Raw genomic sequence first — 18,687 nt, 5'->3', positions numbered from 1 at the left:
CCCTCCTAGGTGATCGACACTGGCAGGTGGTGGTAGCCGCGGATCGCGAGCGTGTCCCGGCGGACGGGCTTGCCCGCCTTCGCCAGCCGGGGGAAGCGCTGGGCGAGCCGGGGGAACACCACCGAGCCCTCCAGCCGCGAGACGGCGGAGCCGATGCAGAAGTGGGGGCCCGCGCCGAAGCCCAGGGTGCGCGGGCGGACGCGGGCGATGTCGAACGTGTCGGCGTCCTCGAACCGGGCGGGATCCCGGTTGGCCGAGCCGAGCACCACGCTGATGGTGGCCCCCTCGGGCAGCGGCACCCCGCCGATCTCGGTGTCGCGCAACACTCTTCGGTGCGCGACCTGGGCCGCGGTGTCCCAGCGGATCACCTCGTCGGTGACCGTGGTGAGATCCGGCTCGGCCCGCAGCACGGCCAGCTGGTCCGGGTGGTCGAGCAGGGCCGCGACGCCGGTGCCGACGGTCAGCGCCGAGGTGTCCAGCCCGGCCAGGAAGAGCAGGGAGAGGGTGGCCTGCATCTCGTCCAGGGTGAGCCGGTCACCGTCCTGGGCGCGGACGGCGATGAGCATCGACGCGATGTCGTCGCGCGGCTGCTCGGTCCGCGCCTTGATCAGGTGGGCGAAGTAGTCCTGGATCTCCACCGTGGCGGTGTCGGCGGCCACGAGATCGGCCGGGGTCATGTCGGGGTCGAGGATGCGGGCGATCCGGCCGGTCCAGTGCCGGAACTTCTCGTGGTCCGCCTCGGCCGCGCCGACCATGTGCCCCATGATGGACACGGTCATCGGATAGGAGACGACCTCCTGGAAGTCGACCGCCGAGCCGTCGCGGCCGGCGTCGGCGAGTCCGGCCAGCACCCGGTCCACAATGGACTCGATGGTCGGCCGCAGCGACGCGACGTGCCGTTCGCTGAACACGTGGTTGACCAGGCCGCGCACCCTGGTGTGGTCGGGGGCGTTGAGCCGCAGCATCGACGCGAACAGGTAGCGCGAGGTCGGCCGGTCCCGCCAGTTGGGTATCGCGGTGTCGGCCCACTTCGCGTCCGCCTTGCCGATGTGCGGGGACACGAGCACGCTCTCGCAGTCGTCGTGCCGGGTCACCAGCCAGTTGCCGAACGCCTCGCTGTAGTAGACCGGCGCGATCTCCCGCAGCCGTGCGTAGTGCGGATAGGGATTCTCCTGCCCCTGTTCGGTCAGCAGTGCGGCGACGACATCCCGTGCGGTGTCAGCAACCGTCATGGGGCGACGCTATCGCCGAAGATGTGGTCCGGGACCGCGCGATTCGCCGCTGTGGCCGAAGGTCTACGTCTCGGCGCGACGGCCGTCCGCTGTGTCAGTCTGGGACGGTGGACACGCGGATGAGTGCCGAGCTGCCCGCGGTGCCGATGCCCCGTCCGTACGGTGCGGCGCCGTCTCCGGAATTCCTTGCCCTGCACGAGCGTCCGGTGGTCCGGGTGCGCAAGCGGTCCGGCCGGCCGATGTGGCTGGTGACCCGGATCGAGGACGCGCGCCGGCTGCTCACCGACCCCTCGGTGGTGGTCGCGCCGCCCGGCGCCGCCGGCCAGTCCCGGTACGGCCTGTCGCCGCTGGTGACCCAGTCGCTGTTCGCGCTGGACGGACCGGAACACGCGAAGCTGCGCCGGCTGGTGACGCCCGCGTTCAGCGCCCGCCGGCTGGCGCGGCTGCGGACCCGGATCGACCGCATGGCGGCCGATCTGGTCGACGAGATGATTGCCGCCGGGCCGCCCGCCGACCTGCGGGCCCACCTCTCCTCCGTGCTGCCGGCGCTGGTCATCTGCGACCTGCTCGGGGTGCCGCGTGACGACGCGTCGCAGCTGTGCAGGTGGACCGACTCGGCGTTGATGTCGTCGGACGAGGGCGACGCCGACCGGGCGTGGCGGGACTGGCATGCGTTGCGGGAGCACCTGGGTTCCTTGCTGGCAGCCAAGAAAGTCGAGCCGGGGGAGGACCTGCTGTCCGATCTCGGCGCGGCGCTCGACGCCGATCCGACCCTGACCGAACAACAGGTGATCGCCTTGGCGGCCACGATGATGGTCGCCGGCCACGAGACCACGGCGGTGGTCATCGAGTACGGCACGGTCGGCCTGCTCACGCATCCCGGCCAGTTCGCCCGGCTGACCGCCGATCCGGCACTGGTGCCGGCGGCCGTCGAGGAGATCCTCCGGCTCTATCCGCCGACCGCCGGCGACGTCGGCACCGTCCGGTTCACCACCGCCGACCTGACCGTGGCCGGGACGGTGATTCCGGCCGGCAGCACACTGATGATCTCCTTCCGCGCGCTGTCGTACACCAATGCCGGCGACGACGATCTCGGCCGGCTGGACATCGACCGGACGGACACGCCGCACCTGATCTTCAGCCACGGCCCGCACCACTGCGTCGGCGCGGCACTGGCCCGACTTGAGCTGACCGCGGTGCTGCGCTGCCTGGCCGACCGGCTGCCCGACCTACGGCTGGCGGTGCCGACGGAACAGCTCACACCGCGGTTGAACGTGGTCAGCGGCGGACTGGTCAGCGTGCCGGTCAGCTGGGGCCCGGTCAGCTGAGGACAGGGTGAATGAGCCGATCCTCCACTGTGGACTGAGATCCGGCTCGGTCAATCGTCAGGCCAGTTGTGCGTCCTGGAGTCGGGTGTACGTGCCGCCGAGGCTCAGCAGGTCGTGGTGGGTGCCGATCTCCTCGATCCGGCCGTCGCACATGACCACGATCCGGTCGGCGTCGCGAACGGTGGACAGCCGATGCGCGACCACGAACGTCGTACGTCCGTGGGCCAGCCGGCCCAGCGCCTCCTGGACAAGCCCCTCGGCCCGGGAGTCCAATGCGGACGTGGCCTCGTCGAGCACCAGGACGCTGGGATCGCGGATCAGGGCCCGGGCGATGGCCAGCCGCTGCTTCTGGCCGCCGGACAGCCGCGTGCCGTGCTCGCCGACGAAGGTGTCGACGCCGTGCGGCAGCCGGTCGACGAACTCCAGCGCGTACGCGTCACGCAGCGCCGCCCGCAGCCGATCGTCGTCGACATTGTCCAGGCCGTAGACCACGTTGTCCCGCACCGAGCCATCGAAGAGCACCGGATCCTGCGGCACGAACGACACGAACCGGCGATAGCTGCGCAGGTCGAGGGTCTCCACATCGACGCCGTCGAGCAGTAGCTGGCCGCCGGTCGGCCGGATCAGCCCGAGCACCAGCTTGAGCAGCGTGGACTTGCCGGCGCCGGACGGGCCGACGATGGCGACCGTCTCCCCGGGCGACACGGCCAGGCTGAAGTCCCGCACCGCGCGCGGCCCGTTGCGGTGGTGGGCGAAGTCGACGCGCCGGAACTCGACGGCCCCCGCCACTGCCCGCACCGGCCGCCGCCCCTCGTTCGGCTCCAGCTCGGTGGCCTGAAGCACCTCGCCGATGGACCGCACCGACTCCAGGCCCCGGCTGATCACCGGCACCAGCGTGAGCAGCCCGGTCATGTTGGCGGTGAGCAGCGTGACGAACGTGCTCAGCAGGACGACGTCGCCGGCCGTGACCGGCAGCAGCCGGTAGTAGGCGACCAGCGCCGCGCCGGCGAGGAACACCACGCCCAGCGTGTTGAGCAGCACCCACGCGAACGCGCCGAAGCGGCCGTTGAGTCGGTCCAGCCGTAGCCCGGCCGACAGCACCCTTTGTAGGACACCGTCCATCCGCCGCAGCGCGGTGCGTTCGAGACCGTGCGCGCGGGTGATCGGCAGCAGGTGGGTCATCTCCGCCACCCGCTCGGACAGGTTCTCCACCTCACGCCGGTACTCCTCGTTGTGCTGACGCATCCTTTCCCGCAGCCGCAACACCAGCAGCCCCGCCAACGGCACGACGACCATGACCACCGGGACGAATTCCGGGCTGCGCAAGCCGATCACGACCAGGCCGCCGACCAGGACTGTGATCGCGCCGAGGCCGTTGTCCGCGGTCTGCTGCACCATCTCCTCGACCGCTTCGACGTCCCGTAGCACTTTCGTCTGCAGCACGCTCGCGCTGGCCTGCGAGTGGTTGACCGAGAGGGTCTGGATCCGTTGGCACAGCGCGGAACGCAGCGCCGTGCTGGCCCGACGTGCGCTGCCGTAGACGCAACGCACGTACAGCAGGTGCACCGGCGGGTTCAGCGCCAGCATCAACGTGACCAGCCCGGCGGCCTGCCACAGGTGTGCGATCGGATCGTGCCGCACGACCGTGTCGACGATCTCGGCGGTGACCAGCGGCAGCAGCCAGTTCGGGGAGTGCTTGACAGCGAACAGGAACACGCCGGCGACCAGCCGGCTGCGGTCCGGCCGGTACAGCCGGGCCAGCATGCGCAGCGGGCCGTCGCCGTGATGCCAGTCGGCCGCGGTCAGCGGATCACGCCCCGATATTCCTTGTCCGCCACGGAGTAGAGCTCCCGGTTGACGGCGAACCGGGTCGGTCCGGCCACCGTCAGCCAGCTGGCGGGAAAGTCGAACCACGTCCGGTCCTCGTAGTCGTCCATGTAGGGGATGCGCGGATTCGACGCCTTGTCGTAGTGCAGGAACAGCAGCTCGCGGCCGGCCGACGTGCCCTCCCGGCCGGTGTGCCAGCACTTGGCGTTGAAGACGTAGAACCGGTTGTCGGCGAACCCGGCGAAGTCGGAGATGGTGTCGCAGCGTGGATCCAGGGACTGCGCCGCGCGCAGCACCGCGTCCGCGTCGGAGTTGTCGGCGATCGCCCACGGCTGCACCGGCAGGCGGTGCGAGCCGGGCACACAGATCGTGGAGTTCTCCGGTCGGCAGCCGCTCAGGCCGACCACGACGGTGACCGTCGGCCACAGCCAGCTCTCGATGTCGGTGTGCCACAGGCTGGCCTCGTTGGGCGTGCCGACCTGGAGGTTCGCGCCCCACATCACCAACTCGTCGGTGCCGAGGACGGACCGCACGGTGGCCAGGATCGCCGGGTCGTGCGCGGCCGTGATGATGGACTGCGTCAGCAGATACGGCACCCGGAACAGTTTCTGCGCCCGCATCCGCGCGATCTCCATGCGGTACAGGGGAATGTCCGCGCGCAGATCGGGCACCACGCTCGGGTCGGCGAGGTCGTAGGCGTCCGGGAGCAGGCCGTCGCGCTCGTACGTCTCGGCCATCGTGGTCGTGTCAGGCAACATCGGTCAACTCCAGTCGCGGGTCGATGGTCGCGTCGCCGGCGTGGTTGTCCTCGGCGCGGGTGGTGCGACCGAGACAGGCCGGCATGAGCAGGATGGCGACGAAGTGCAGCAGCGCGGCCGCGCGCAGGAAAACCACGACCGGGCCGGTCGAGTCGGTGATCAGCAGCACGGCGGCGATCGCGGCGAGCGCCCCCTGGCTCGCGTAGACGGCGCCGTTGCGCCGCAGCGCGTCGGTGAAGCCGAGGCGGCGCTGGGTTCCCTTGTGCGTCAACGTCCACGACGCGCCGGGGGCTCGGCGGCGCAGCCGGTGCCCGATGTACCTGAGCTGGGTGAAGCAGCCGATCATGTTGACGTACAGCTCGGCCATCGCCGCCACCGCGTGCGTCCGCAACGGCGTGCCGCCGCGGGACCGCCGCCCGAACGACGCGTCGACGCGGGCGCCGGCCACCAGCCCGGCCAGCAGCGTGCCGGCGAACAGGAGCAGGTACGGGATCAGCACGGCGCTCGGAAAGAGCGCCGCCGCGACGAAAGCCAGGTATGGCACGACAAAAGTGCCGAACTTGACCCGCCGCAGGATCTCGATCTTGTCAAAGGGGCCGAACTCGGGGGAGCGCAGCAACGCGGACGGGCGCTGTTTGGCCACCGCCTGGATCGTGCCGTAGATCCACCGCTGCCACATCGACGTGAACGCTGCTAGCGAGCTGGGAATCCATTCCCCGGTGGCCAGCCACGAGATCCGCCCGTGGTAGCCGAGTCGGTACGCGTGCAGCGCCTTGACGAAGTCCTCGGCGAGGATTATCCGGCCGTCCAACTGCTCGCGCCAGCTGCCGATCGCGTCCAGCGCCGTCCGCCGCCAGATGGCGTTGTGCCCCTTGAACATCGCGAACCCGCCCTGGCCGGCGACCACCTCGACGGCGTTGTGCAGGTGCAGGTACCGCGCCGTGCCCTCGGTGAGCTGGTTGAAGTGCCCGTTGGTCGGGACCACGTGGAACTGGACGTAGCCGAGGCCGGGCTCGGCAGCGAAGTCGCGCAGCGCGGTGAACAGCCAGCCGGGATCGGCCGGCAGGGTCGAGTCGACGTCCACGAAGACCACGAACTCGCCGGTGGCCCGGCTCAGGGCGAGGTCCAGGTTGCCGGGTTTCGACGCGGCGGGATCCCCGTTGTGCAGGAACACGACGCCCCGCGCGGCCACATGGTCGCGCCAGCGCCGCTGGTCCGCCGTGTCCGGGTCGGGCGAGTTGTCCACCGAGATGATCTCGACCGGTCCCGGGTACCGCACCGCGAGCACGGAGTCGAGCGTCATCGTCTTCACGTCGAACGGTTCCCGGTAGGACGGCAGGACGAAGGTGATCTTCGGCAGCGTCACCGGGGTCGGCGCGCCGGCCGACCGGTCCGCGAGCGGTGCCGTGAGAACCCGCAGGCGGAGGAACAGGAACAGGCTGGTGTCGAAGACCGGCAGCACGAGCACCGCACAGACGACCGCGTCGGCAAGATCACGCACGAGCGACAACTGGATCGCCACCACACCGGCGAACACCGCCAGCGCCAGGAAGAAGCCGGCGGACGGGTAGAACCTGCTCGCGTCGCCCCCAGGTATCGCCATGCCGGCTCCTTCGCGTCGTACGGACCCGAACGCAAAGTAACCGGACCTGCGGCGGCCGACGGCCGTCGACCCGCGAATGCGGCCGATGGTCGGGTGCCGCCGGACCCAGCACTGGCCGGTCGGCCACAGCCGCTCGACACCATCGTGTGTGCTGCGAGCGGGCCCTGCACCAGGAGGCCGCGCTACGCGGCACGGCCACCGTCGGCGGGGAGGACGGCGGCCGTGCCGGGTTCGGTCAGCGGTAGCCGGCGGCAGTGATGTTGGCCTGCACGGCGTTCTCGGTGCTGTCGGACGGATAGCCGGACGTCATCACGCCTTCGTAGAAGGTGCCGGCGGAGCCGTTGCTGTTGTCGCCGCCGATGCCGAGGATGATGGCGCCCTGCTTGCGCATGGGGTTGTAGCCGGAGACGTTGGGGCGCTTGCCGTTGTAGAACGTGGACACGCCGCCGGACTGGGCGTTGGCGCCCCGGATGGCCCACCGGTTCTGGCCGCCCTTGACCATCGCCGTCAGGTAGCGGTAGTTCACGGTGGGGTCGCCCGCGTTGTAGTGCTGGTTCACGCCGGAGAACAGGCCGTTCTCCAGGTCGGCCATCACCCACGGGCCGTTGCCGGCACCGTAGCCCCAGACCTTGATGTTGCCGAAGTAGATGGCCTCCATAGTGCCGTTGCCGTCATCGTGGGAGTCGGTCTCGGCGTTGCCGTAGTCGAAGCAGCAGCCGCCGTTGTAGTGCGTGCCGTCGAAGATCGCGTACATGCCCTCGGACTGGTCGCCGGTCGCGATGCCCGAGGTGTGGTTGTTCCGGTAACCGGTGCCGGCCGCCACGTAGACGCCGTAGGCCTTGTGTCCGCCGACGGTGGTCGGCGCGGCGGTCGCGTTGGCGAGGTTGTCGTAGCCGCCGGCCGCCGGGCCCTGGAAGCCGCCGGGCGGGGCCTGGGTGAGGTTGTTGCCCCGGCCGGACTGGTCGTAGATCACCGTGATCACGCACGATGTGTTGGCGCAGAAGGAATCCTGCGTCGCGGCGTTCGCGTAGCCGCCGGCCGACAGGACGCCGATGTTGGTGGTGTGGCTGTCGGAGCTGCGCCGCACCTGGTACAGCGGGCCGTTGTAGCCGGCGTACAGGGCCCGGGTGGTGCTGTGCGCGGCGACGCAGGGTGTGCCGCCGGCGGCGTAGATGTCGCAGGGGCCGTTGGTAGCCGCGGACGCGGTCTGCGTGCCCACCAGACCGACACCGGTGAGGGCGAGTCCGACGGCCGCGGATATCACGGCCAGCCGGCTCGCGCTTGCTGACTTCCGCACGAATGTGCTCCCTTCCGTACTGCGTTGGTGCCAGCGGCGACGATGCTCGCCTGCTCCGCGTCGAGGGGCGCACGAGAGTGTTAGCGCTAACATTCGACGGCTGCCGGTAGCGGGGAGCGCAGGGGTGTCGCGCTGGCGTCAGGGGGATTTCGCCGCGTTGTCGCCGACCGGTGGCGGACCGGCGCATCCGCTGCCGGGAGCCGGCCGGCGGCGCCGTCCGGCATCCCTGATGGGCCGGTGTCTGGTCACGTTCGCACGTCCTTGGGCGAGTGAGCGGGTTCCTCACGGTCCGCGACCGCTCGGTCGCAACCGCTCCCCGATGCTGGGACCTGGCTGTCGGCGGTGTCAACAGGTTGACCGAATTTCGCTGGAAAGGCCCCGCCGGTCATCGAATTCCGTCGAACGTCCCACGGGTGCGGCGACGGCCGAAGGACGGCTCGGTTCCGCCGGTCGGGGCTCGAGGTGTTGTCGGTTTGCCGGCCGGTGGCGACGTCTGCCGTGCACAGGGGGTTCTTGACAGCGGATCGGACCACCCCTAACTTGGCCGCATTCGGTCTCGCGGTTCAACCCTGCAAACGTCAACTGTGCTCCGCGACCGAAGTGTTAGCGCTAACACCCGAGAGGTGGCCCTGCATGGTGATCAAGCCGCGTCGACGAGGTCGCGGACGGACCGTGGCGATCGCGGTCGTGGCGTTGTCCCTGGCGTTGACCCAGTCCGCGGTGGCGGTGACCGGTCCGCCGGAACAAGGCGGCGCACCGACCACCGCCGGGACGACCGCCGCCGGGACCACGCCGCCCATGGGCTGGGCGTCCTGGAACACCTACGCCGCCGCGATCAACGCCAAGGTGATCAAGACGCAGGTCGACGCGATCGTCGCCAGTGGCCTGAAGTCCGCCGGCTACCAGTACGTCGACATCGACGAGGGCTGGTGGCAGGGCACGCGGGACAGCGCCGGCACCATCACCGTGGACCAGAACGACTGGCCCGGCGGCATGCGGGCGATGGTGGACTACATCCACAGCAAGGGCCTCAAGGCGGGGATCTACACCGACGCCGGGCGTGACGGCTGCGGCTACTACTACCCGACGGGCCGCCCGGCGGCGCCCGGCTCGGGCAGCGAGGGCCACTACGACCAGGACTTCCTGCAGTTCTCCCAGTGGGGATTCGATCTGGTCAAGGTCGACTGGTGCGGTGGCGACCACGAGGGCCTGGACGCGCGAAGCACATACCAGGCGATCAGCGACTCGATCGGCCGCGCCACCGCGAAGACCGGCCGGCCGCTCCTGCTGTCCATCTGCGACTGGGGCCGCCAGGCCCCGTGGAACTGGGCGCCGGGCATGTCCACCATGTGGCGGGACAGCGACGACCTGATCCTGTGGGGCCAGAGCCCGTCCATGGACCACGTGCTGGCCAACTTCGACGCCGCGATGCACCCCGACGCCCAGGGACCGGGCCACTACAACGACCCGGACATGCTCGTCGTCGGCCTGCCGGGCTTCACCGCGGCGCAGAACCGGACCCACATGAGCCTGTGGGCGATCTCCGGGGCTCCGCTGTTGGCCGGCAACAACATCGCCACCATGAGCGCGGACACCAGGGCCGTGCTGACCAACCGGGAAGTCGTCGCCATCGACCAGGATGTCCTCGGCAAGCAGGGGGTGAAGGTCGCCGAGGACCAGGACGGCCGTCAGGTCTACAGCAAGATCCTCGCCGGCGGCGGCCGTCGCGCGGTGGTCGCGCTCAACCGCACCGACACCGCCAGCCCCATCACCGTGCGCTTCGCCGACCTCGGGCTCGCCGACACCGCCGCCGTCCGCGACGTCTGGAGCGCGACCGACCGCGGTTCGATGAACACGAGCTACACCGTCACCGTGCCCGCGCACGAAGCCGTGCTGCTGACCGTCACCGGCGTGGAGAAGCCAGGTGTCGGCACCAGGGTCGCCGCAATCGCCGGCAAGCAGTCCAACCGCTGCCTCGACATCAACAACTACTCGACGGCCAACGGCACGCAGGCGCAGCTGTGGGACTGCAACGGGCAGGACAACCAGCGCTGGACCTACACCGCCGGCAGGCAGCTCACGGTGTACGGGGGCGCCAAGTGCCTGGACGCCATGAACGCCGGCACGGCGCCGGGCACGGCGGTGGTGATCTGGGACTGCAACGGGCAGGACAACCAGCGGTGGAGCGTCGATCCCGACGGCACGATCCGTGGCGTGGCGTCCGGGCTGTGTCTCGACGCCGGTCAGGCCGGCACCGGCAACGGGACGAAGATCATCCTCTGGACCTGCGGGACCGGCGACAACCAGCTCTGGAGCCTGCGCTGACCTCCGGTGGACGTTTTTGTTGGGGTGTCGGCGGATTCGACGGCAAGGGAGCCGGAACGTGGTGACGATCATCGACGTCGCTCGGGCGGCCGGGGTGGCGCCGAGCACGGTGTCCTATGTGCTCAACGGGAAGCGGTCCATTTCCGCCGAAACCCGCAGGCAGGTGGAGCAGTGCATCCGCCAGCTCGGCTACCGCCCGCCCGGTCGGCGGACGGCGGCGCCCCGGCATCGCACCGGCGTGTTGGGCCTGGTGGCCCCACTGTGGGCCGACACCGACCCGTCGGCGCTGACCCGATTCGTGGGCGCGACGATGGTGGCCGCGCGGGCCAGGGATCACGATCTCCTGCTGTTCACCGGCAACGCCGGCGTGGCGGGGCTGCGGCGGGCGACGTCGACGGCGGTCGCCGACGCGTTGATCGTGATGGACGTGCAGGCCTCGGATCCCCGGATCCCGGCGCTGCTCGCGCTGGACCGTCCGGTGGTGTTGGTCGGGGAGCCGGACCGGTCGACGGGCCTGCCCTCGGTCGGCGTCGACTTCGCCGCGTCGGCGGACCGGGCGGCCGGACACCTGGCCAACCTCGGACACAGGTCGGTCGGACTGGTGGGGGCACCGCTGTCGGCCGCCGCACGAGGAACCGGTCTGCCGCGGCGGTTCACCCGCGCCTTCGACGCCTCGGCGGTCAAGCACGGCCTGCGCACCCGGTGGCGTCCCTGCGGCGTCTCGGCCGAGGCGGTCCGCAGCTGCCTGGACGCGTTGCTCGGAGAGGACCCGGGCGCCACCGCGCTGGTGGTGGAGAACGAGATCGTGTTGCCCCTGGTGGTCGAACAGCTGCGACGGCGCGGTCGGCGCGTGCCGGTGGACGTCTCGGTGGTGGCCGTGTGTCACGAGGAAGAGGCGGAGCGGCCACCGGTCCGTTTCACCTCGGTGGCGCTGCCGACCCTCGAACTCGGGCAGTTGGCGGTCAAAGCCGCGTTGCGACAGCTGGACGGGGAGACCGAGCCGGAGACGAGGCTGCTCGCCCCGAGGCTCACCGTCCGCGAGAGCACGGGACCCGGACCGGTGACGTCGTGATGTGACGAGCGCGGCCCCCACCACGCCGGGAATGTCTGCCTTCAGCGGGCGGGCGGGGGCGCGGTGCTGGATCGCACGACCACCTCGGTCGCCACCCGCGTCACGGCGGGCCCACGGTCGTCGCCGGAGATCTCGGCGAGCAGCGCGGCGACCGCGTGCCGGGCGACGTCGCCGAACGACTGGCGCACGGTCGTGAGGGGCGGCCAGAAGCAGGCCGCCTCGTCCATGTCGTCGAAGCCGACCACGCTCACCTCGCCGGGCACGGACCGGCCGGCCTCGTGCAGCGCGCGGAGCAGGCCGAGGGCCATCTGGTCGTTCGCGGCGAAGACGGCCGTGACGGCCGGGTCGGCGGCCAGCCGCTGGCCGAGCTCGTACCCGGATGCCGCCGACCAGTCGCCGACGAGCACGGGCGGCGCGGTCCGTCCGGCTTCCTCCAGGGTGGCCCGCCACGAGTTGAGCCGGCGTTCGGCGGCGTAGGACTGCGGCGGGCCGGCGATGTGCCAGACCGTGTCGTGGCCCAGCGCCAACAGGTGCCGGGTCGCGGCCGCCGCGCCCTCGGACTGGTCGGTGTCGACCACCGGGTAGCGGTAGCGGGCGCTGGAGTCGATCACGACGACGGGCAGCCCGTCGGGCAGCTCGATCTCGCTCTGGTCGAGTTGGTGCCGCTCGATCAGGATGAGCACGCCGTCCACCGCCTGCTCGTTGAGCCGGCTGAACGCGCTGGTGACCTCGCCCTGGGTCGACCTCGGCACCGGCATCAGCACGATGGAGAAGCCCTCGTCGGCGATGGCCGCGGTGATCGCGTCCAGGGTGCGGCTGTTGCCGAAGGTGGCCAGCGTCGAGATGATCACGCCGATGCTGCGGAACCGGCCGTAACGCAGGGCGCGGGCCGCGCTGTTGGGGCGGTATCCGACCCGGCGCATGGCCGCGAGCACCCGTTGCCGGGTGTCGGCGTCGACGTTGGTCCTGCCATTGGCCACCCGGGAGACCGTCTGGCCCGAGACCCCGGCCTCCCGCGCCACGTCGGCCATGGACGGACCGCGCCCGGCGGCGTGACGGTGTGACACCTCGGCATTCTCCCGCACTCGCTGTACCTCCGGCGAATCCTGGACATGTTTACGTCAACAAGCTAGCCTCGCCGCGTCCGTGTTGACGTAAACATCACGTGGTTCCGTCCACTGGTGTCAGAACCGGAGGGACGATGACGTCCACAGCGGGATCACTGCCGCTCACCCGCGCCGGCGGGTCGGCCAGGGCGCGCACCCAGCGCCACCACCGGCGCGGGTGGCTCTTCGTCGCGCCGTTCGCGGTCGTGTTCGCGCTGACCTTCCTCGCCCCGCTCGGCTACGCGTTCGGCCTCAGCCTCTTCCGCGACCAGGCGTTCTTCGGCGGCACGGTGTTCGTCGGCCTCGGCAACTACGGCGAGGCGCTGGCCGACGCCAAGTTCTGGGCGGCGTTCGGCCGGGTGTCGCTGTTCCTGGCCGTGCAGGTGCCGGTGATGCTGCTGCTGGCGCTGGTCGCCGCGTTCGCGATCGACAGCGCCCGGCTGCACGCGGCCGGCTTCTTCCGGATCGTGATCTTCCTGCCGTACGCGGTGCCGGGCGTGGTCGCGGTCCTGATGTGGGGCTTCATCTACGGCGACACCTTCGGGCTGGCCGCCGACCTCAACCACCTGCTCGGCCAGAGTGTGGTGCAGCCGCTGTCCAAGGACTGGATCCTCACGTCGATCGGCAACATCGTCACGTGGGAGTTCGCCGGCTACAACATGCTGATCTTCTACTCGGCGCTGAAGGTGGTGCCGCCCGACCTGATCGAGGCCGCCGCCATCGACGGCGCGGGCCCGTTGCGCACCATCCTGAGCGTCAAGCTGCCGGCGCTGCGCGGCGCCATCGTGATCGCCACCATCTTCTCCGTCATCGGCAGCTTCCAGCTGTTCAACGAGCCCAACATCCTGCGCACGCTGGCCCCCAACGTGATCGGCACCTACTACACGCCGAACATGTACGCCTACAACCTGTCCTTCGCCGGCCAGCAGTACAACTACTCGGCGACGGTGGCCATCGTGATGGGCGTGATCACCGCCGTGATCGCCTACGTCGTGCAGCTGCGCGGCAGCCGAAAGGGGGCGTGAGCGATGGCCGCCTCGATCTCGGTGCTGCGACCCCGGCGCTCCCGCACACTGACCGCGGTGATGGCGCTCTACCTGCTCTACTCGCTGGTTCCGTTGGCGTGGCTGGTGATCAGCGCGACCAAGACGCAGCCCGCGCTGCTGTCCACCCCCGGCCTGGCCCTCGGCGGCCCGTTCGCGCTGTTCGACAACATCGGGCAGACCTTCAGCTATGACAACGGAATCTTCCTGCGCTGGCTCGGCAACACCCTGCTGTACGTGGTGGTGGGGGCCGGCGGGGCGACCGTGCTCGCCACGGCCGCGGGCTATGGCCTGGCCAAGTACCGCTTCCGGGGCCGCCAGGCGGTGTTCGCGGTGGTGCTGGGCGCGGTCGCGGTCCCCGGCACGGCGCTCGCGGTGCCGACCTTCCTGCTGTTCAGCAAGCTCGGCCTGACCAACACGCCGCTCGCCGTGATCATCCCGTCCCTGATCAGCCCGTTCGGGCTGTACCTGATCTGGGTGTACGCGACCGACGCGATCCCGGACGAGATGATGGAGGCGGCCCGCATCGACGGGGCCGGCGAGCTCCGCATCTTCCTGTCCGTGACGCTGCGGCAGCTGGCCCCGGGCATCGTCACCGTCGCGCTGTTCGCGGTGGTGGCCACCTGGAACAACTACTTCCTGCCGCTTATCATGCTCAGCGACCCGACGTGGTACCCGCTCACCGTCGGGCTGAACCAGTGGAGCGCGCAGGCCATCGGGGCCGCCGCGCAGCCCGTCTACCACCTCGTGATCACGGGGTCGCTGCTCACCATCGTCCCCCTCGTCGTCGCTTTCCTGTTCCTGCAGAGGTTCTGGCAGTCCGGTCTGACCGCGGGAAGCGTCAAGCAGTAGTCAAGTCACCGCCGCCTTGAAGGGAAACCCCGCGATGTCACCATTCCGCCGCCACAGAGCAGTCGCCGCGCTGGCACTGGCCGCCGCGCTCGTCGCCGCCTGCGGCTCACCGGGGCAGGGTTCGGGCTCGGCGTCCGGCACCCAGGACTCGGTCGACGCCGCCCTCAAGGCGGGCGGCACGATCACCTACTGGAGCTGGACGCCCTCGGCCAAGGCCCAGGTGGCCGCGTTCGAGAAGGAGTACCCGAACGTCAAGGTCAACCTCGTCAACGCGGGCACCGGCAACGACCAGTACACCAAGCTGCAGAACGCGATCAAGGCCGGCTCCGGCGGTCCCGACGTCGCCCAGATCGAGTACCAGGCGCTGCCGCAGTTCGCGCTGCCCGGCTCGCTGGTCGACCTGAACCAGTACGGCTTCGGCGCGTTCCAGAAGGACTACACCGCCTCCACCTGGACCAGCGTCAGCGTCGGCAGCGGGCTGTTCGGGCTGCCGCAGGACTCCGGTCCGATGGCCCTGTTCTACAACAAGGAGGACTTCGACAAGTACGGCATCGCCGTGCCGAAGACCTGGGACGAGTACCTGGACGCGGCCAAGAAGCTGCACGCCGCCGACCCGACCAAGTTCATCACCTCCGACACCGGCGACCCCGGCTTCACCACCAGCATGATCTGGCAGGCCGGCGGCCACCCGTTCAGCACCGACGGCCGCAACGTGAAGATCAGCCTGGACGACCCGGGCGCACGGAAGTGGACCGCCGTGTGGAACCAGCTGGTGCAGGGCAAGCTGCTGTCCACAGTGAAGGGCTGGAGCGACGACTGGTACCGGGCGCTGGGTGACGGCACGATCGCCACGCTGGTCACCGGGGCCTGGATGCCCGGCGTGTTCAAGGCTTCGGTGGCCGCCGGCAGCGGCAAGTGGGCGGTCGCGCCGATGCCGACCTACGACGGTCAGCCGGCCACCGCGGAGAACGGCGGCAGCACCGAGTCGGTGCTGAAGCAGAGCGCGAACCCGGCGCTGGCCGCCGCCTTCGTCCGCTGGCTCAACCACGGCAACGGCGTCAAGTCGTTCCTGGCCAGCGGCGGTTTCCCGGCCACCACCGCGGACCTGGCCACGCCGTCCTTCGTGGACGCCGCCGACCCGTACTTCGGCGGCCAGCAGGTCAACCAGGTGCTCACCGAGGCGGCCAAGAACGTCGTCAAGGGCTGGAGCTACCTGCCCTACCAGCTGTACGCCAACACCGTCTACACCGACTCCGTCGGCAAGGCCTACCTCAACGGCACCGATCTGGACGCCGGGTTGAAGGCGTGGCAGTCGGCGCTGGTCGACTACGGCAACCAGCAGGGTTTCACCGTCACCGCGGGCTGACCCCGCGACCGCGATCCGGGAGGGCGCGTTCCAGCCATGGGCGAATTCGTGATCGGCGAGTCGGACTTCCTGCTCGACGGCCAACCGTTCCGGATCCTTTCCGGTGCGCTGCACTACTTCCGGGTGCATCCGGAGCAGTGGGCGGACCGGATCGACAAGGCCCGCCGGATGGGTCTCAACACGATCGAGACGTACGTGCCGTGGAACGCCCACGCGCCGGAACGCGGCACGTTCCATCTCGACGGCGGGCTCGACCTGGACCGGTTCCTCGGCCTGATCGCGGACGCCGGCATGTACGCGATCGTCCGCCCCGGCCCGTACATCTGCGCGGAATGGGACAACGGCGGGCTGCCCACGTGGCTGCTGCGTGACCCCGAGGTCGGGGTACGCACGTTCGAACCTCGCTACCTGGAGGCCGTTCGTGAGTACCTCGACCAGGTGTACCGCGTGGTGGTGACGCACCAGGTGGACCGGGGCGGCCCGGTTCTGCTGGTGCAGGTGGAGAACGAGTACGGGGCCTTCGGCAGTGACAAGCGCTACCTGGCCGAGCTGGCCCGGCATACCCGCGCCGCAGGCGTGACGGTGCCACTGACCACAGTGGACCAACCGCTCGGCGACATGCTTTCGGCGGGCGGCCTTGAGGGGCTGCACCGCACCGCGTCGTTCGGGTCGCGCACGGCCGAACGCCTCGCCGCCCTGCGGGTCCACCAACCCACCGGACCGCTGATGTGCAGCGAGTTCTGGTGCGGTTGGTTCGACCACTGGGGCGCACACCACCATGTGACCTCGGCGACGGAATCCGCCGCGGAGCTCGACGCCCTACTGGCCGCCGGCGCGTCCGTCAACATCTACATGTTCCACGGCGGCACCAACTTCGGTCTCACCAACGGCGCCAACGACAAGGGCACCTACCAGCCGCTGGTCACCTCGTACGACTACGACGCGCCACTCGACGAGGCCGGCAACCCGACAGCCAAGTACCACGCGTTCCGCGAGGTCATCGCGCGCTACCACAAGGTTCCCGACAGCGTGCCGCCGCCGGCCCGCCCCGTGCCGGCGCCGACCACGTCGCTGCACGACCCGCAACCGTTGCTGGCCACACCCGAGCGTTGGGGGACCTGGTCGGCGCACCGCCGACTGCCCGCCCTCGACGACCTCTCGCCGGTCCCGCGGCTGGCGCTGGCCCGGACCTCGGTCGCCGGGGAGGGGCCGGGCGTGCTCGTGTTCGGCGAGATCCGCGACCGTGTCACGGTTTTCCTCGACGGTGTGCGGCTGGGCACGCTGCTGCGCGAGCACCACGACAACGCCATCGCGCTGCCGGTGTCCGGCGGCGAGCTGACGTTGTTGGTCGAGGACCTCGGCCGCGTGGACTACGGCCCGCGCATCGGCGAACCCAAGGGGATCGTCGGCGGTGTCCATCTGCACGGCGAGGAGCTGACCGGATGGGAGGTGCTGCCGGTGGACACCACCGCTGTGCCGGACGCCCACACCGGCAGTGCCGACGGCGCGCGGGTGCGGGGACCGCTGGCCGGTCCGGTGGTCACGCGCGGCCGGCTGACCGTCGACGAGTCGACCGACCTGTTCCTCGACACCGCGGGCTGGGGCAAGGGAATGGTCTGGTTCAACGGTTTCCTGCTGGGCTCCTACTGGCGCCGAGGTCCACAGCGGACCCTGTACGTGCCCGCGCCGGTGGTCCGCCCCGGCGCCAACGACGTCGTCGTCCTGGAGCTGGACACGATGTCCGACCCCGTGGTGCGCTGCGCGCCCCACGCCCTGCTCGGCCACACCGAGGAATGAGGAGGCCCCGATGAACGCTTCTCCCGCACGACGGCGTGCGGCAAGGATCCTGGCGACGGCCTGCTGTGTGCTGGGACTGGCGGCGGGCGCCACCGGCACGGCCGGCGCCAAGCCTCTCGACACGAGCGGATTCCGGGGAGTGAACTGGGCCGATCCGCGGGACAACTACGCGTCCGACGAGGTCGTGCCGTCCGGTCTGTCCAAAACGGACAGTTATGCCGCCACCTACGCCAAGGCCAGGTCGGTCATCGGCCAGTTCCGCGCCAAGCTGGGGGCCAACACCGTCCGGCTCCCGGTGAACCCGGCCACCGTCAACGGGACGTTCTGGAACTCCTACACCGGGGCCATCGACGCCGCCACCGCCCAGGGGTTCAAGGTGATCCTGGGGTACTGGGAGTCGCCGACGGCCAAGGACGGCCGGATCGACGACACCGCCGCGTTCACCGCGATGTGGAACCGGATCACCGCCCGGTACGGCCGCGACGACGCCGTGTACTTCGAGCCGATGAACGAGCCGTTCGGCTACACCAGCCAGCAGTGGCGCGACGTGGTGGCGAGCTGGCTGGCCGCCCATCCGCAGGTGCCGCGCGCCCGGGTGTTCGTCGACGGCACCGGCTACGCCGACGACGTCAAGGCGGTCTGCGCCGACAACCGGCTCGGCGGCACGCATCTGGCCCTGCACTTCTACGGGTTCTGGCACTCCGACTGGACGGATCCGGCGAAGTGGCGGGCGGACTTCGACGCCCGCATCGGGAACTGCGCGTCGCGCACGGTGCTCGACGAGTTCGGCGCGAGCATGACCACCGGGCTGAACTACGACGGGCCGGTCAACGGCTCCAACGAGATCGCCTACCTCCAGGTGGTGACCGACCGGCTGCGGGAGCTGCGGATGGGCTCGGTGTACTGGCCCGGACTGCGCACCGGCGACACGTTCTCGCTGACCGCCTTGCAGGGCAACGGCTCCGCCCCGACGCTGCGGGTCACCAACGCGAGTGGCGCACACCGTGTCGCCTGGGGCTGGGGGTCGTGATTCCTGTCGGACAACACGGGTGACCCGAAGGCGGGGGCCGCCGGCCGAACC

General features: G+C 70.3%; 13 protein-coding genes and 1 pseudogene. 8 read left to right on the top strand and 6 right to left on the bottom strand.

Translation table 11 applies throughout. From position 1 onward, the window contains the following. Positions 1–5 precede the first annotated feature (5 nt). Positions 6–1,232, bottom strand: a complete 1,227-nt coding sequence (locus JJ691_RS16280) for a cytochrome P450 (protein WP_211769597.1) — start codon at positions 1,230–1,232, stop codon at positions 6–8. Between the two features lie 119 nt (positions 1,233–1,351). Here JJ691_RS16280 and JJ691_RS16275 point away from each other — a divergent pair, with 119 nt between their 5' ends. After that, on the top strand, positions 1,352–2,560 hold the full coding sequence (locus JJ691_RS16275) for a cytochrome P450 (protein ID WP_211769596.1): 1,209 nt from the start codon (positions 1,352–1,354) through the stop codon (positions 2,558–2,560). A 57-nt stretch (positions 2,561–2,617) separates the two neighbouring features. Here JJ691_RS16275 and JJ691_RS16270 read toward each other — a convergent pair whose 3' ends face one another. The 4 genes and pseudogenes from JJ691_RS16270 to JJ691_RS16255 all read right to left on the bottom strand — a co-directional run. Next, positions 2,618–4,474: an ABC transporter ATP-binding protein gene (locus tag JJ691_RS16270; RefSeq protein ID WP_211769595.1), complete on the bottom strand. Its 1,857-nt coding sequence runs from the start codon at positions 4,472–4,474 to the stop codon at positions 2,618–2,620. Beyond that, the gene (locus JJ691_RS16265; RefSeq protein WP_211769594.1) at positions 4,363–5,145 is read right to left on the bottom strand and encodes a hypothetical protein; all 783 of its coding nucleotides are present in this window, start codon (positions 5,143–5,145) and stop codon (positions 4,363–4,365) included. The genes JJ691_RS16270 and JJ691_RS16265 overlap by 112 nt, the downstream gene beginning before the upstream one ends. Beyond that, positions 5,135–6,748: a glycosyltransferase gene (locus tag JJ691_RS16260; protein ID WP_211769593.1), complete on the bottom strand. Its 1,614-nt coding sequence runs from the start codon at positions 6,746–6,748 to the stop codon at positions 5,135–5,137. The genes JJ691_RS16265 and JJ691_RS16260 overlap by 11 nt, the downstream gene beginning before the upstream one ends. Positions 6,749–6,989: 241 nt before the next feature. After that, a pseudogene (locus JJ691_RS16255) lies at positions 6,990–8,012 on the bottom strand (arabinofuranosidase catalytic domain-containing protein); the annotation flags it as partial. Between the two features lie 705 nt (positions 8,013–8,717). On the opposite strand from JJ691_RS16255, the gene JJ691_RS16250 reads away from it, so the two are divergent. Then, entirely contained in the window at positions 8,718–10,370 is a 1,653-nt protein-coding gene (locus JJ691_RS16250; protein WP_249227974.1) for a glycoside hydrolase family 27 protein, read from the top strand. A 58-nt stretch (positions 10,371–10,428) separates the two neighbouring features. Further along, positions 10,429–11,442 carry a LacI family DNA-binding transcriptional regulator gene (locus tag JJ691_RS16245; protein ID WP_211769591.1) on the top strand — a complete coding sequence of 338 codons (1,014 nt, stop codon included), beginning with the start codon at positions 10,429–10,431 and terminating at the stop codon, positions 11,440–11,442. A gap of 41 nt (positions 11,443–11,483) precedes the next feature. Here JJ691_RS16245 and JJ691_RS16240 read toward each other — a convergent pair whose 3' ends face one another. Further along, the gene (locus JJ691_RS16240; RefSeq protein WP_211771515.1) at positions 11,484–12,473 is read right to left on the bottom strand and encodes a LacI family DNA-binding transcriptional regulator; all 990 of its coding nucleotides are present in this window, start codon (positions 12,471–12,473) and stop codon (positions 11,484–11,486) included. 170 nt (positions 12,474–12,643) lie between these two features. Here JJ691_RS16240 and JJ691_RS16235 point away from each other — a divergent pair, with 170 nt between their 5' ends. From JJ691_RS16235 to JJ691_RS16215, 5 genes are read left to right on the top strand one after another with little or no spacing between them, the layout of a single operon-like run. Beyond that, positions 12,644–13,573: a carbohydrate ABC transporter permease gene (locus JJ691_RS16235; RefSeq protein ID WP_211769590.1), complete on the top strand. Its 930-nt coding sequence runs from the start codon at positions 12,644–12,646 to the stop codon at positions 13,571–13,573. A gap of 3 nt (positions 13,574–13,576) precedes the next feature. After that, positions 13,577–14,443 (top strand): carbohydrate ABC transporter permease, encoded by an 867-nt coding sequence (locus tag JJ691_RS16230; RefSeq protein WP_211769589.1) that lies wholly within the window; start codon positions 13,577–13,579, stop codon positions 14,441–14,443. Positions 14,444–14,477: 34 nt separating this feature from the next. Continuing rightward, the gene (locus JJ691_RS16225; RefSeq protein WP_211769588.1) at positions 14,478–15,809 is read left to right on the top strand and encodes an ABC transporter substrate-binding protein; all 1,332 of its coding nucleotides are present in this window, start codon (positions 14,478–14,480) and stop codon (positions 15,807–15,809) included. 36 nt (positions 15,810–15,845) lie between these two features. Further along, entirely contained in the window at positions 15,846–17,606 is a 1,761-nt protein-coding gene (locus tag JJ691_RS16220; protein WP_211769587.1) for a glycoside hydrolase family 35 protein, read from the top strand. 10 nt (positions 17,607–17,616) lie between these two features. After that, positions 17,617–18,636, top strand: coding sequence for a glycoside hydrolase family 5 protein (locus tag JJ691_RS16215; RefSeq protein WP_211769586.1), 1,020 nt, complete (start codon positions 17,617–17,619; stop codon positions 18,634–18,636). The last annotated feature ends 51 nt before the right edge of the window (positions 18,637–18,687 follow it).

This window comes from Kutzneria sp. CA-103260, assembly GCF_018263855.1.
GTDB lineage: Bacteria > Actinomycetota > Actinomycetes > Mycobacteriales > Pseudonocardiaceae > Kutzneria.
This window is presented reverse-complemented; position numbering and strand designations above follow the sequence as displayed.

Excerpts from the sequence above, each read along its gene's own strand:
- JJ691_RS16280 (WP_211769597.1), bottom strand. The coding sequence starts at position 1,232 with ATGACGGTTGCTGACACCGCACGGGATGTCGTCGCCGCACTGCTGACC.
- JJ691_RS16275 (WP_211769596.1), top strand. The coding sequence starts at position 1,352 with ATGAGTGCCGAGCTGCCCGCGGTGCCGATGCCCCGTCCGTACGGTGCG.
- JJ691_RS16265 (WP_211769594.1), bottom strand. The coding sequence starts at position 5,145 with ATGTTGCCTGACACGACCACGATGGCCGAGACGTACGAGCGCGACGGC.
- JJ691_RS16260 (WP_211769593.1), bottom strand. The coding sequence starts at position 6,748 with ATGGCGATACCTGGGGGCGACGCGAGCAGGTTCTACCCGTCCGCCGGC.
- JJ691_RS16240 (WP_211771515.1), bottom strand. The coding sequence starts at position 12,473 with ATGGCCGACGTGGCGCGGGAGGCCGGGGTCTCGGGCCAGACGGTCTCC.
- JJ691_RS16235 (WP_211769590.1), top strand. The coding sequence starts at position 12,644 with ATGACGTCCACAGCGGGATCACTGCCGCTCACCCGCGCCGGCGGGTCG.
- JJ691_RS16230 (WP_211769589.1), top strand. The coding sequence starts at position 13,577 with ATGGCCGCCTCGATCTCGGTGCTGCGACCCCGGCGCTCCCGCACACTG.
- JJ691_RS16225 (WP_211769588.1), top strand. The coding sequence starts at position 14,478 with ATGTCACCATTCCGCCGCCACAGAGCAGTCGCCGCGCTGGCACTGGCC.
- JJ691_RS16220 (WP_211769587.1), top strand. The coding sequence starts at position 15,846 with ATGGGCGAATTCGTGATCGGCGAGTCGGACTTCCTGCTCGACGGCCAA.
- JJ691_RS16215 (WP_211769586.1), top strand. The coding sequence starts at position 17,617 with ATGAACGCTTCTCCCGCACGACGGCGTGCGGCAAGGATCCTGGCGACG.